Source organism: Amycolatopsis thermophila (assembly GCF_030814215.1).
Taxonomy (GTDB): Bacteria; Actinomycetota; Actinomycetes; order Mycobacteriales; family Pseudonocardiaceae; genus Amycolatopsis_E; species Amycolatopsis_E thermophila.
Map to the genome: position 1 here is coordinate 2,373,648 of NZ_JAUSUT010000001.1, position 12,844 is coordinate 2,386,491.

At 71.9% G+C, this 12,844-nt stretch carries 12 protein-coding genes; 7 read left to right on the plus strand and 5 right to left on the minus strand.

Features of this window, described 5'->3' with window-relative positions; genetic code table 11:
• Window positions 1-12: 12 nt before the first annotated feature.
• Together FB470_RS11740 and mug are read right to left on the minus strand one after the other, a co-directional pair.
• The gene (locus tag FB470_RS11740; protein ID WP_306991025.1) at window positions 13-783 is read right to left on the minus strand and encodes a response regulator transcription factor; all 771 of its coding nucleotides are present in this window, start codon (window positions 781-783) and stop codon (window positions 13-15) included.
• 198 nt (window positions 784-981) lie between these two features.
• Window positions 982-1,536 carry a G/U mismatch-specific DNA glycosylase gene (gene mug / locus FB470_RS11745; RefSeq protein ID WP_306991027.1) on the minus strand — a complete coding sequence of 185 codons (555 nt, stop codon included), beginning with the start codon at window positions 1,534-1,536 and terminating at the stop codon, window positions 982-984.
• Here mug and FB470_RS11750 point away from each other — a divergent pair.
• From FB470_RS11750 to FB470_RS11760, 3 genes are all read left to right on the plus strand, one after another.
• Window positions 1,535-1,903: a VOC family protein gene (locus FB470_RS11750; RefSeq protein WP_306991028.1), complete on the plus strand. Its 369-nt coding sequence runs from the start codon at window positions 1,535-1,537 to the stop codon at window positions 1,901-1,903. The two genes, mug and FB470_RS11750, sit on opposite strands and share 2 nt — an antisense overlap.
• A 136-nt stretch (window positions 1,904-2,039) precedes the next feature.
• Window positions 2,040-3,029 (plus strand): N5-glutamine methyltransferase family protein, encoded by a 990-nt coding sequence (locus tag FB470_RS11755; RefSeq protein ID WP_306991030.1) that lies wholly within the window; start codon window positions 2,040-2,042, stop codon window positions 3,027-3,029.
• 18 nt (window positions 3,030-3,047) lie between these two features.
• Window positions 3,048-3,686, plus strand: a complete 639-nt coding sequence (locus tag FB470_RS11760; protein WP_306991032.1) for a class I SAM-dependent methyltransferase — start codon at window positions 3,048-3,050, stop codon at window positions 3,684-3,686.
• 187 nt (window positions 3,687-3,873) lie between these two features.
• Here the strand turns inward: FB470_RS11760 and FB470_RS11765 are convergent, their stop codons facing one another.
• Window positions 3,874-4,512: a VanZ family protein gene (locus tag FB470_RS11765; protein ID WP_306991034.1), complete on the minus strand. Its 639-nt coding sequence runs from the start codon at window positions 4,510-4,512 to the stop codon at window positions 3,874-3,876.
• Window positions 4,513-4,695: 183 nt separating this feature from the next.
• Here FB470_RS11765 and FB470_RS11770 point away from each other — a divergent pair, with 183 nt between their 5' ends.
• Window positions 4,696-6,399, plus strand: coding sequence for a bifunctional metallophosphatase/5'-nucleotidase (locus tag FB470_RS11770; RefSeq protein ID WP_306991036.1), 1,704 nt, complete (start codon window positions 4,696-4,698; stop codon window positions 6,397-6,399).
• Window positions 6,400-6,455: 56 nt separating this feature from the next.
• On the opposite strand, the gene FB470_RS11775 is transcribed toward FB470_RS11770, so the two are convergent.
• Entirely contained in the window at window positions 6,456-7,133 is a 678-nt protein-coding gene (locus tag FB470_RS11775; RefSeq protein WP_306991038.1) for a flavin reductase family protein, read from the minus strand.
• A 177-nt stretch (window positions 7,134-7,310) separates the two neighbouring features.
• On the opposite strand from FB470_RS11775, the gene FB470_RS11780 reads away from it, so the two are divergent.
• The 3 genes from FB470_RS11780 to phoU all read left to right on the plus strand — a co-directional run bounded on the left by FB470_RS11780 (window position 7,311) and on the right by phoU (window position 12,092).
• Window positions 7,311-8,051, plus strand: coding sequence for a GGDEF domain-containing protein (locus FB470_RS11780; RefSeq protein WP_306991039.1), 741 nt, complete (start codon window positions 7,311-7,313; stop codon window positions 8,049-8,051).
• Between the two features lie 1,903 nt (window positions 8,052-9,954).
• The gene (locus tag FB470_RS11785; RefSeq protein ID WP_306991041.1) at window positions 9,955-11,349 is read left to right on the plus strand and encodes an LCP family protein; all 1,395 of its coding nucleotides are present in this window, start codon (window positions 9,955-9,957) and stop codon (window positions 11,347-11,349) included.
• Window positions 11,350-11,426: 77 nt separating this feature from the next.
• Window positions 11,427-12,092, plus strand: coding sequence for a phosphate signaling complex protein PhoU (gene phoU / locus FB470_RS11790; protein ID WP_306991043.1), 666 nt, complete (start codon window positions 11,427-11,429; stop codon window positions 12,090-12,092).
• Between the two features lie 96 nt (window positions 12,093-12,188).
• Here phoU and FB470_RS11795 read toward each other — a convergent pair whose 3' ends face one another.
• Window positions 12,189-12,830: a GTP pyrophosphokinase gene (locus tag FB470_RS11795; protein ID WP_306991045.1), complete on the minus strand. Its 642-nt coding sequence runs from the start codon at window positions 12,828-12,830 to the stop codon at window positions 12,189-12,191.
• Between the last annotated feature and the right edge of the window lie 14 nt (window positions 12,831-12,844).

The window sequence follows — 12,844 nt, forward strand, 5'->3', positions numbered from 1 at the left end:
TGCACGAGTCCCCTACCGGGAGCGGTACTCGATCACCCCGGGCGCGGTGGACCCGGGCGTGAGCCGGTCCGGGCCGTCGTCGGGCTGGGTCACCAGGATCCCGGCGCGGAAGGCGATGGTCACGGCGTGCGTGCGGTCGCGGGCCGACAGCTTGCGCAGGATGCTCTTGACGTGCGTGCGCACGGTTTCCACGGAGAGGTAGAGCACCTTCGCGATGCCCGCGTTCTCCAGGCCTTCGGCGACGAGCTGCAGCACCTGGTATTCGCGCCGGGACAGCGGCATCTGGGCGCGGCGTACCGCGGCGGCGCTCGCGGACGCGCGGGCGGCGGACACCAGCGTCGCCAGCGACGGGTCGACGTACCGGCGGTCCAGGTAGGCGCGGCGGATGCCTTCGATGAGCCGGCGCGGCTCGGCGGAGCGCGGGATCGCGGCGTGCACGCCGGCGGCGATGGCCTCGTGCAGGAACGCCGGCGTGCGGTTGGCCTCCCGGACCAGGGTGACCACGATGAGTGCCGGATCGCCGGCGATCAGGAGCTTCGTGAGGTGTCCGTGCGGGTCGAGGCCGGAGTCGACGAGGATCACGTCGGGGTGGATCTGCTCGGCCAGCTGCAGCGCGCCGTGCGGGTTGATGGCCTGGCCGGCCCAGTGCATGCCCTGCGTGCGCTGCACGAGCCCGGACAGCCCCTCGCGGTAGACCGGCACCGGGTCGACAGCGGCGACACCCACACTGCGGCCTGCCGGTGGTCCCTGCGGCACTCGAGTGGGGTCGTTACTGCGCGTCATCACGAACTCCGTCTCGGCAAGGTCGGCCATGGGAGCACGCCCAGCCCGGGCGACCCGCCCCCCTTCGGCGTCCGCCCGGGCTCCTGTGGCGCCGCGACCCGGTCCTCCCTGCTGGAACCGGCCATGGCTGACACCCGTCAATTGTGTGACCCGTCAGGGCCGTCCGCGTGACGCGGCTTCACCCGCTTGTGTTGCGTACTACTCTGAGTAAACCTGCTCGCGCAGCTCGGCGAAAGCTCTCGCGAGTGTCGCGGGCGTCCAGTGTGCGTTGAGACCACTCGGGTTGGGCAGTACCCAGACGCGTGTTGCGCCGATCCGGCCGGGCTGGCGGCCGACCGTCGCCTTCGGACGGTCGAACGCGGTGCGGTAGGCGGTGATGCCGACGACCGCGACCCAGCGCGGCCGGTAGCGGGCGACCGTCCTGGTCAGCCGGGCGCCACCGGCGCGCAGCTCCGCGGCGGTCAGTTCGTCGGCGCGGGCGGTGGCCCTGGCCACGACGTTCGTGATGCCCAGCCCGAGGGTGAGCAGCTCGTCCTGCTCGCTGGGGTCGAGCAGGCGCGGGGTGAATCCCCCGGCGTGCAGCGCGGGCCAGAAGCGGTTACCGGGGCGGGCGAAGTGGTACCCGGTGGCGCCGGAGTAGAGGCCGGGGTTGATTCCGCAGAACAGCACGTCCAGGCCGGGCGCGATCACGTCCGGGATGGTGGTCCCCGCCGCGGCGGCGAGCTGTTCTCGGGTGGGTCGGGAGGAAACCATGCGAAGCCGGATCCTAGCCGTCGCCGTGGACTGCCACGACACCGAGAAGCAGGCGCGCTTCTGGTCGGCGGCGCTCGGGTACGAGGTGGTCAAGCGCTGGCGGGACGCCAAGGGGCTGGAGTACGTGGACATCGGCACGGACGGCCAGTGGATGATCGTGTTCCAGCCGGTCGGCGAGGACAAGGTGGTGAAGAACCGCCTGCACCTCGACCTGGTCCCGGAGGAGGGCGGCCAGGCCAACGAGGTGGCGCGGCTGACCGGCCTGGGCGCGCGCGTGCTGTCGGACGATCCGGATCTGCCGTGGGTGGTGCTCGCGGACCCGGAGGACAACGAATTCTGCGTGCTCCCGCCGCGGTCCCCGGACTAGGCTGCGGGGCGTGTTCTGCGTGTGCGTGGCCCTGGACTGGTGGGCGCCGTCCCGGTGACGGCCGTGGTGAACCCCACTTCGAGCCGTCTTCGGACGGCCATGCGTTCGAAGACGGCTCCCAGCCCTGGAGCCTCTCGTGGAACCCCCGATCGAAGTCGGCGCCGACCTGCGCCCTGAAGTTGCCGTCCGGCTGGCGTCGCAGGGCGTCCGCCTGCTGTGGCGCGACGATTTCCCAGCCGCCCGCCGCCTGCTCGCCGCGATGGGCAAGCGGTTGCCCACGCCCGCGCCGGATTTCTACCGGTACCGCCAGGCCCGCCGGAACCGGGCGCGCGTGCTCGGCATGGTGCTGGTCGAGGTCGGCCCGGACCTGCGCGTCGACCTGCCGCGGGCGCCGGACGTCACGGCCGCGTTCCGGGCCGCCGGTGGTGCGCCGGGGCTGGTGCCGCTGACCGAGCTGCTGGGGATGCTGAGCGCGTACGAGTGGCGGGTGAAGGGCGTGCCGGTGGCGGCGCTGGGCGCACGGATCCACCCGCACTACGGCGTGTTCGCCCCGACCCGACAGGACTACGTGTCGCTGGTGACCCGCGCGCCGCTGTCCCGCGTGCGGACGGCGTTCGACATCGGAACGGGCACCGGGGTCCTGGCGGCGGTCCTGGCGCGCCGCGGGGTGCCGGAGGTGGTGGCGACGGACATCTCGCCGGCCGCGGTCGGCTGTGCCCGGGAGAACCTGCGGCGGCTCGGGCTGTCCCAGGTCCGGGTGCTGGAGACGGACCTGTTCCCGCCCGGCCGCGCGGACCTGGTGATGTGCAACCCGCCCTGGCTGCCCGGTGCGGCGCACTCCCCGCTGGACGCGGCCGTCTTCGACCCCGGCTCCCGCATGCTGACGGGCTTCCTCGCCGGGGCGGCCGCGCACCTGACGTCCGGTGGTGAGGCGTGGCTGATCCTGTCCGACCTGGCGGAGCTGGTCGGCCTGCGCAGCCGGTCGGACCTGCTGTCCCGCATCGAGGCGGCCGGGCTGCGCGTCGCGGACCGGCTGGACGCCCCTCGGCGGCGTCATCCGGGCACGGACCCGCTCGCCAAGGCGCGTTCCCAGGAGGTGGTGTCGCTCTGGCGCCTCCACCCCTGACCGGCGAACACTCCTCGCATGGACGCCACCACCGCCGACGGTTGCCCGGTCGAGGTCTACCCCCTGCTGCCCCCAGCGGGGGAAGCGGAGATCGTGCACGCCGCGGCAACCGCCGGTGCCGCGGTGCTCGACCTGGGTTGCGGAACGGGCCGCATCGCGCACCGCCTGATCGAACTCGGCCACCCCGTCACGGCCGTCGACGCGTCGGCCGAGATGCTCGCGCACGTCCGCGGAGCCGAGGCGGTCCGCGCCCGCATCGAGGACCTGGACCTGGGCCGGTGCTTCGGGGTCGTGCTGCTGGCGAGCCACCTGGTCAACCAGCCGGGCATCGGCACCCTGCTGGCCACGGTCGAACGGCACCTCGCCGCCGACGGCCGGGCGGTGATCGAATGGCACCCGCCGTCGTGGTTCGACTCCGTGACCGAAGGCGGTGGGCGCCTCGGGGACGTGCTGGTGAGCCTGACGGGCATCGTCGGCGAGGGGCCGGTGCTCCACGCGGTCGTGCGGTACCAGTCGCGCGGCCGGTCGTGGGAGCAGCCGCTGTCGGCCCGCCGCTGGAGCGAGCGCGAGCTGCGCGCGCACCTCGCCGAAGCCGGCCTGCGGTTCGGCCGCTGGTGCACCGGCGACCACCGCTGGTTCACCGCCAATCGGGCGTAGGTGGCGGAATCGGCACAACCCGAGTACGGTCTGTGATCTGCCACACAAGCACGACGCCAAAGGAGGCGGCGTGGAGTTCGCGATCGTCCTCGGGCTCGTAGTTCTGGTCTTCCTGGCGGCCGGCGTGATCGTCGCCTGGGAGGACCGCCGCGCGGCGAGGCGCAAGGCCCACCGGCGCGCCGCTGCCCTAGCGCGCCTCGGTGAGGTGGACCCGCTCGCCCCGCGCAGGCTGGCCGATCGCCTGGACGGCTGACCGCAGCACCAGGAACAGCGTCGCGGCGATCCAGCCGAGCGCGGCGCCCGTGGTGTTGGTGATCAGGTCGTCGACGTCGAAGATCCGGTACTGGAACGGCGCCGTGCCGAAGTTCGCGGTCAGCTGCGTGATCTCGACGGCCAGCGAAACGCCGAACCCCAGCAGCACGGCCCCGGTCAGCCCGCGCTTCCACAGCATCCGCGCGAACAGCCCCAGCGGTACGAACAGCAGGATGTTCAGCGTCATCTGCTGGAACGTCTGCGTGGTCAGCGCGTGCGCGGCGCTCAGCCCGTGCTTGTGCAGCTCGGTCTGGATGTCGGCGACCCACTGGAACGGCACGAGCTGGATGGTCTGCTCCAGCCGCCGCCCGTTCGGGCTCGGCAGCGGGAAGAACGTCACGGCGAGCGCGAACGTGGCGTAGGCGATCAGCGCGGCGGTGGTCGCCAGCCGGCCCGGCACGATCCGTCCGAAGCGGAGGTGCTGCAGGGCCAGTTGCGGCACCAGCACGATCCCCCAGATCGCGAGGAACCCGATAAGTCCGATGTAGAGGGCGTTGACCTGCGCTGTCGTCATGCTTCGACGCTAGGGCGGCGACCACCCCCGCCGGATCGGCCGAGCAGCCCGGTCGCGGGCGCCGGCATCGGCCGAACGGCCGAGTGGGCGCCGGACAGTTAACCGAGGCTTCCACCTTTCGGGCCTGGTGATCGTTGCGCAGCGGAGGTTAGATCGCGCCGGTATGCCCTTTACGGAGGAATGATGTCCCTTTCACCTCGCGTGCTGCGACGTTGTGTAGCGGTCACCGCCGCGACACTGGCGGCCGTCACGGTCACGGCCGCGCCCGCGTCCGCCGCCCAGCGTCCGGCCGACACCACCGACGTCCGGCTGATCTCGTTCAACGACCTGCACGGCAACCTCGAGCCGCCGGCCGGCTCGTCGGGCCGGGTCACCCTGGCCGGCGGGGCGACCGTCAACGCGGGCGGTGCCGCCTACCTGGCCACGCACGTCAAGCAGCTGGAGAGCGAGGTCAAGAACTCGGTCCTGCTCTCCACCGGCGACAACGTGGGCGCATCACCGGTCGCCTCCGCGCTGTTCCACGACGAGCCGACCATCGACTTCCTCAACGAGCTCGGCGTGCGGGCCTCCGTCGTCGGCAACCACGAGTTCGACGAGGGCTACCGGGAGCTGCAGCGCATGCAGTTCGGCGGCTGCCACCCGACCGACGGCTGCCAGTTCCGCGACTCCTTCACCGGCGCGCGGTTCCCGTTCCTCGGCTCCAACGTGTCCTTCGACAACGGAGCGCCCGCGCTGCTGCCGTTCACGGTGGAGTTCTCCGGCGGCCGGCCGATCGGCGTCATCGGCGCCACGCTGAAGGACCTGCCGACCGTGGTCTCCGCCGAGGCGATCAAGGGCCTGGAGTTCGGCGACGAGGTCGAGGCCATCAACCGGACCTCCGGCTGGCTCGACAGGCTCGGCATCAAGGCGCAGGTCGTGCTGCTGCACCAGGGTGACGACACCACGGGCGGCGGGCCGGACGACTGCCGGGTCACCCCGGGCCCGGCCAGTCGGATCGCGAAGGGCGTGTCCGCCAGCGTCGACGCGATCTTCACCGGCCACAGCCACCAGCAGTACAACTGCGTGATCAACGACCCGGCCGGCAACCCGCGGCCGGTGGTCCAGGGCCTGTCCTTCGGGCGCCTGCTGTCGGTCATCGACCTCAAGATCGACAATCGGACCCAGGACGTGGTGCGCAGCGCGACCGTCGCGCACAACGAGATCGTCACGCGCGACGTCACGCCCGACCCGGCCGCGGCGAAGCTGGTCGACGAGGCAGTGACGAAGGCCGCACCGATCGCCAACGAGCAGGTCGGCACCATCACCGCGGACCTGAAGGCGGCCGGCGGTCCCTCCGGGGAGTCCACGCTGGGCGACGTGATCGCCGACGCGCAGCTCGAAGCCACGGCGGCCAACGGCGCGCAGATCGCCATCACCAACCCCGGCGGCATCCGCGCCGACCTCAACTACGCGTCCTCGCCGGCCGGTGAGGGCGACGGTGTGGTCACCTACGGCGAGGCGTTCGCCGTGCAGCCGTTCGGGAACATCATGCAGACCATCACGCTGACCGGCGCGAACCTGAAGAACGTGCTGGAGCAGCAGTGGTCCGCGAGCGGAACGCGGATCCTGCAGATCTCGTCGAGCCTGCACTACACCTACTCGGCGTCCGCGGCGATCGGGTCGAAGGTCTCGAACATCACGGTCAACGGCACGCCCGTCGACCCGGCGGCCACCTACCGGGTCTCGGTGAACAACTTCCTCGCCGGCGGCGGCGACGGCTTCACCGAGTTCACGAAGGGCACCGACCTCGTCGGCGGCCCGGTGGACCTGGACGCGCTGATCGCGTACCTGGGCGCCCACCCGCGGGTCGCACCGCCCGCCGCCGACCGGATCGCGGTCGTCGCGTAGTTTCCGTCCGGTGTGCGGCCCGGGTTTCCGGTGCCGCACGCCGGACGTGCCGCGGTTCAGCGCGACGGCGTGAGACGCGCGCGGTCGATGTCCGGGCTGCGGTAAAGGTTTTCCGGGATCTGCGCCAGTTCCGAGCGGTGCAGTTTCCCGCCGAGGCCGTAGAACTCCTGGAAGCTCATGATCAGCGGTCGCCACCGGTCGGGGTCGATGCGGTCGGTCGTCCCCGCCATCCGGATTTCCTTGTGCACGTGGACTTTCCGCACCCGCACCTCGAAGCACAGCACGTTGCCGCACAGGTCCTCGGAATCCGCGGCGACCGGGTGGATCGCCTCGACCACCGCCTCCATGGCCACCGGGCACTCCGCGACCCGCGGCGCCGCCACCGTCACCGAAGCCACCGGGGTCAGGCCGGCCACTCCGAACTTGTCCTTCTCGTAGCGGTATCCGCGCCGCAGCTTGGATTCCCGTATCGACGGGGTGCCGGTGGTGCGGGCGAGGCGGTCCACGGCGCCGACCTGCTCCACGGACGGCAGGTTCAGCACGCATTCCCCGGTGGCGCGCAGGTTCCGCACCGTCTGCGAGGACGCGCCGATGCCGAGGATGCCGCGCCAGCCGAGCCAGAACGCCGACGAAATCGGGGCGAGATTCGCGGTCCCGTGCCCGTCCACGGTGCTGACGAGCACCACTGGGGTGCCGAAGTACAGGATGTTCGGTTCGATTTCCTCGTGTGTCACGCCTCCAGCTTCACCGTGGACCGACCGGGCTGCTGGCGGAAAACGGACGCGTCGTTGGACCGCCCGGGCCACCGCGCTCGCCACGGAGAGCGACTTCCGGTCGTCCCATTGAGCGATATTCGTGTTGGCCCGTATCGATTGCTCAAGCCCCGCCTCTAACCAGACGACAAGACTTGAATGACGGAGGTGGAGAGGGTGACCTCGGAGCGGGCGCGTCCGGACGAGACCGATCTGCTGAGCCTGCACGAGGACATCGCGGAGCTGCACGCCTCGCAGGGTGACTTCCGCACGGCGTACGAGCACCTGCGGACCGCGCTGGGCATCGCGCGCACCGCCCGTCCCACCGTGCCCGAGCAGTTCCGCCGCGAGTTCGACCGCCTGCGCCGCGAGCGCGCCGAGGCCCGCGAGGACAGCCTGCGCGACGCGCTCACCGCCGTCTACAACCGCCGCTACCTGGACAACCGGCTGGCCGATCTGCTCGGCGACGCGCGCACCCCGCTCGCCGTCGCCTTGATCGACATCGACCTGTTCAAACGCGTCAACGACACGTTCGGTCACCTGGTCGGTGACCAGGTGTTGCGGAGGGTCGCCGAGTTGCTGCGGGAGGGCGTGCCGGCGCCCGGGTTCTGCGCCCGCTACGGAGGTGAGGAGTTCATGCTCGTGCTGCCGGAGGTCCAGCCCGGCACCGCGTTGCGGATCGCCGAGCACGCCCGCTCGCGGGTGGCCCAACACCCCTGGTCAGAGATCTGCCCCGGCCTGGGTGTGACGATCAGCGTGGGCGTCTCGCACGAGCCGGTGAGCGGGCCCGAGCAGTTGCGGATGGCGGACGACCTCCTTTACGCCGCCAAGCACGCCGGACGCAACCGGGTCGCCTATCGGGAACGCGGCGGTGTCCGCGTGCTCGAACACTCTCGGTAATGAATTGGGCCCGTTTCCCCGTTTCGCCGGAGGAGGCCTTCACCCCGTTTGTCGCACTCACCCTGCTTTGGCGCACGCTTCGTAAAAAAATCAGCAGGAGGGTGTCGTCAGAACTGGCGGGTATCTCTACGATAACGATGCTCGCCGTCCCGGCGATGATCACTGAGACGGTCCCCTCCCGGCGGGCCGCCGTGACCCAGAGGAAGGAGACCGGGTGCCAGACGACCACGCCGCAGGCCCCGGTCACAGAGCGGACGACGGTGCTTCGAACGGCCGTCGGCGGCGGCGCTCCCTCGACACGCACGGCGGCATCAACGTCTCCGACCTGGTAGCCCAGCACACCGGCTACCGCCCCAAGTTCGACGCCGGGCGCACCAACGCGCACACGGCGCCGGCCGAACCGCCGGCCGCACGCCGGACGGGGGCGCCCGCCCGGCCCGAGCCCCGCGCACCGGAGCCGCCGCCCCAGCGGCGGGCCCCCACCGCGCCGACGCCGCCCGCGCAACAACCGCGCCGGGCCGCGACCGGGCGCCGGGCCACGCCGGCGCCCCCCTCCCCCGCCGAGGCGCCGCGCGGCCTCCCCGAGGCGCCGGAGCCCTCCTCGCGGCCTGCGGCCCACCCGAGTGGTTTCACGGCGGCGCCGGAGCCGTCGGTACGCAACGGTGCCCGGCACCCGAGCGGTTTCGCCGAGGCGCCCGAGCCCTCCTCCCGGCCCGCGGCCCACCCGAGCGGCTTCACGGCGGCGCCCGAGCCCTCCTCACGATCCGCGGCCCACCCGAGTGGTTTTACGGCGGCGCCGGAGCCGTCGGTACGCCACGGTGCCCGGCACCCGAGCGGTTTCGCCGAGGCGCCCGAGCCCTCCTCCCGCAACGGCGCCCGTCACGCGAGCGGCTTCATGCCGGCGCCGGAGACGGCCCGCCACCCGGGCGGGTCGGGGCCGGAGCCGTCGTCCCGGTCCGCGGCGCCGCAGCCGTCCCCGCGCAACGGCGCCCGTCACGCGAGCGGCTTCATGCCGGCGCCGGAGCCCGCAGAGGCGCCGCGCCATCCCAGCGGCTTCCTGGAAGGGCCGCAGCGCCCCGGGCGCGCGAACGGGCCGGGAGCGCGCCCGCCGGTGGACGGTCCGCAGCCGTCCAACCGCGCGGACGCACCCCACCGCGGCGACGCCCCCGGCAACCCGCCGCCTCCCGCTGCCCGCCGCGGGACACCGCCGCCCGCCAACCGGGCGCCCGAACCTCCCGTCCGCCCGGCACCAGCGCCCGCAGCCCTCGCCCCGGACGCGCCTGCTCACTCGGGGACGCCGCCCGTCCTTCCTGCGGCCGTGCCCGCACGCTCCGCCATGCCATCCCTACCCGCGGCGGAAGCGCCCGGGCGCTCAGGGACGCCGCCCTTTCCTCCAGCGGACGTGCCCGCCCGCTCCGCGATGCCATCCGTGCCCCCCACGGAAGCGCCCGGCCGCCCGGCCAAGCCCGTCCCGCCAGGGGAAGCGCCCGCCCGCCCCGGACGGCCCGGTGTTCCCCCGGCGGACGTGCCCGCTCGCTCCGCCAAGCCACCCGCCCCCACCGCGGAAGGGCCCACCCACCGGTCCGGTGCTGCGTCGCCGGTCAACGGGTCCGGTCGCCCCGTGCCTGCCGCTCCGGGGCGGCCCGGCGCGCCGTCTCCTGCCGACGCCTCGGCGGCCGGCGCACCACCGGCCGCCCCGGAAGCGCCCGGTCGTCCCGGGACACCAGCCGCCGCGGGTGCGCAGGGCGCGGAAGCCCCGCCCGCCACCACGCCGACCCCCAACCGGGCTGAGAAGCCCGCCGATCCTGAGGCGACCCAGCTCCGCGAGGCCGCGGGCGACCGCCCCGGCGGCCCCCGCCGTCCGCCGAGGGGCCGCTCGGTTTCCGCGGCCGAGCGGATGACCATGACCGACGAGCTGGAGCCGGTCGGCGACCACACCAAGGTCCGCCGCAAGATCGACAACACGCTCGCCCGCTTCGCCGCCGCCCACGAGGAGCTCGCGGCCGAGGAGGCCAAGCGCAAGGAACGCCGCGAACGGCTCACCGCCCGGCCGGCGGCGCTGATCGAGCAGACCCGCACACGGCTGCAGCGCGTCGTCGCCCCGATCAAGGGCGAACCGGCCGAAGACGCGGACAAGGCGGCGCCGCAGACCCGCCTCCAGGAGAAGAAGCAGCGGCGCAACGACCGCTCGATCCGCATCACCCGCATCACGTGCGCGGTCCTCGCCGGGCTGATCTTCCTCGCCACCGGCGCCCTGTGGGGCGCCAAGACCTGGTTCAACAGCAAGTTCACCGAGATCGCCGCCCTGGACGAGAACTCGTCGGACATCCAGAACGCCGCCGGTCAGACCGGTGACGAGAACTTCCTCATCGTCGGTTCCGACACCCGCGCCGGTGCCACCGCCGAGGAGAACGTGGGCGACGCGGACTTGGTCGGCGGTGCCCGCTCCGACACCGTGATGCTGGCGCACGTCCCGGCCGACCGGAAACGCGCCGTGGTCGTTTCCTTCCCGCGTGACCTGGAGATCTCGCGGCCGGCCTGCGAACGCTATGACGCCAACAGCGGCACCTACTCCGGCGAGGTCGTCGCCGCGGCCACGAAGGTCAAGCTGAACACCGCCTACGCCATCGGCGGCCCGAAGTGCCTCACCAAGTGGGTGCAGCAGCTCACCGGGATGCGCATCAACCACTTCGTCGGCATCGACTTCGGCGGGTTCAAGGAGATGGTCGATGCGGTGCACGGCGTGACCGTGCACGTCGATCAGCCGATCAAGGACACCGTGCTGGGCATGGTGATCGCGGAGACGGGTGATGTGACGATCTCCGGTGACCAGGCGCTCAGCTACGTCCGTGCCCGGCACGTGCAGGGCGACCCGACGTCGGACTACGGCCGGATCAAGCGGCAGCAGCAGTTCCTCACCGCGCTGCTGCAGAAGGCGATGTCGCAGGGCGTGATCACCGACCCGACGCAGCTGTCCAACTTCGTCACCGCGTTCGCCCGCGCCACCTTCGGTGACAACATCGGCGTCGACCAGATGCTCACCCTGGCCCAGTCGATGAAGGGCATGGACACCAGCAAGCTCAAGTTCCTCACCGTGCCCACCGTCGGCGAGCCGAACTCGCGCAACAACGAGGTGCTCCTGGACACCCAGGCCAGGCAGCTCTTCCAGGCCATGATCAACAACTCGCCGTTGCCCGGGACGCCCGAGTACGAGGCGGCGCAGGCGGCTTCCAGCGCGGCCCAGACCCCGCCGCCGAGCACGCCGAAGAAGTCGAGTTCGCGATCTTCGGACCCGTGACAACTCGTTAGCGCCGGTTCATTCCCGGTTCACTTCGTGATGCGGCGATTGCCTCGAACGGGTCGTAGAGTGTGGCCATGCGCGAGGCTTACCACGTCGAACTCGAGGACCTGGCCGCGAACCTGGCGGACATGTCGCTGCAGGCCGCGGCCGCGATGAAGAAGGCAACGCAGGCGCTGCTGGAAGCGGACCTGTCGCTGGCGGAGCAGGTGATCGGCGACGACCAGAAGATCGACGACGCCCGCGCCGAGAGCGAGGAGAAGGCCTACGCCCTGCTGGCGCTGCAGGCGCCGGTCGCGACGGACCTGCGGACCGTGCTCGCCGTGATCCACGCGGCGGAGAGCCTGGAGCGGATGGGTGACCTGGCCCTGCACGTCGCCAAGGCGGCCCGCCGCCGGCACCCGCAGGCCACGCTGCCCGAGTCGGTGCGCAAGTACTTCGCCGAGATGGGCGAGCTGGACGTCCAGCTGGCGGAGAAGGTCGCCGACGTCATCAAGAGCCGGGACGTCGAGGCGGCCCGCTCGCTCGAGGAAGAGGACGACCGGGTCGACGAGATCCACCGCCACCTGTTCACCGTGATCATGGACAAGGACTGGGAGCACGGCGTCGCGGCGGCCGTCGACATCACGCTGCTCGGCCGGTTCTACGAGCGGTTCGCCGACCACGCGGTGTCCGTCGGCAAGCGGATGGTCTTCGTCGCCACCGGCCGCATGCCCGGCTACGCCCAGGACGAGGACATCTGATCCGCCACTGGGTGAAGGGTGCTCAAGTCCAGTTCGTGGCGACCGACTTGAACACCCGCCCGGGCCAGTGACCTCCTCGAGGTCGGAATTGCTCGTCTAGGACTGACCGCCCTGCAGGCGCTGGTGCAGGGCGGTCATCCGCGCGTCCAGGTCGGCGGCGGTCTCCGCGGCGGCCCGTAGCTCGTGGGCGAAGTCGGCCGGGGCGGTGCCCGCGTACTTGTAGAACAGCTTGTGCTCCACCGCGGCCCAGAAGTCCATGCCGACCGTGCGCATCTGGATCTCCACCTTGACCCGCTCGACCCGGTCGGACAGGAACACCGGGATCCGCACGATCAGGTGCAGGCTGCGGTAGCCGTTGGGTTTGGGTGCGGCGATGTAGTCCTTGGTCCGGACGATTTCGACGTCGTCCTGCCGGCCGAGCATCTCCGCGACGAGGTAGACGTCCGGCACGAACGGGCACACCACGCGGATGCCGGCGATGTCCTCGATGTGCTCCTTGATCGCCTCGATGCCCGGCTCCAGACCCTTCCGGGCGAGCTTGTCGAGGATCGCCTCGGGCGACTTGACCCGGCTGGCCAGGTGCTCGATCGGGTCGTGCTGGTTGGCGAAGTCGAACTCCTCGGACAGGATCCGCAGCTTGGTCATCAGCTCGTCGATGCCGAACTTGTAGACCATGAGTTCGCGCTGCAGCGCCCGGAGCAGCGCGGCGGAGTGGCCGACCTCGTCGAGCACGGTCATGCGACCAGCCTACC

Bases quoted from the DNA above. Each gene is read 5' to 3' on its own strand.
- FB470_RS11740 (WP_306991025.1), bottom strand. From the start codon at position 783: ATGACGCGCAGTAACGACCCCACTCGAGTGCCGCAGGGACCACCGGCA.
- FB470_RS11750 (WP_306991028.1), top strand. From the start codon at position 1,535: ATGCGAAGCCGGATCCTAGCCGTCGCCGTGGACTGCCACGACACCGAG.
- mug (WP_306991027.1), bottom strand. From the start codon at position 1,536: ATGGTTTCCTCCCGACCCACCCGAGAACAGCTCGCCGCCGCGGCGGGG.
- FB470_RS11760 (WP_306991032.1), top strand. From the start codon at position 3,048: ATGGACGCCACCACCGCCGACGGTTGCCCGGTCGAGGTCTACCCCCTG.
- FB470_RS11765 (WP_306991034.1), bottom strand. From the start codon at position 4,512: ATGACGACAGCGCAGGTCAACGCCCTCTACATCGGACTTATCGGGTTC.
- FB470_RS11770 (WP_306991036.1), top strand. From the start codon at position 4,696: ATGTCCCTTTCACCTCGCGTGCTGCGACGTTGTGTAGCGGTCACCGCC.
- FB470_RS11780 (WP_306991039.1), top strand. From the start codon at position 7,311: ATGACGGAGGTGGAGAGGGTGACCTCGGAGCGGGCGCGTCCGGACGAG.
- FB470_RS11785 (WP_306991041.1), top strand. From the start codon at position 9,955: ATGACCGACGAGCTGGAGCCGGTCGGCGACCACACCAAGGTCCGCCGC.
- phoU (WP_306991043.1), top strand. From the start codon at position 11,427: ATGCGCGAGGCTTACCACGTCGAACTCGAGGACCTGGCCGCGAACCTG.
- FB470_RS11795 (WP_306991045.1), bottom strand. From the start codon at position 12,830: ATGACCGTGCTCGACGAGGTCGGCCACTCCGCCGCGCTGCTCCGGGCG.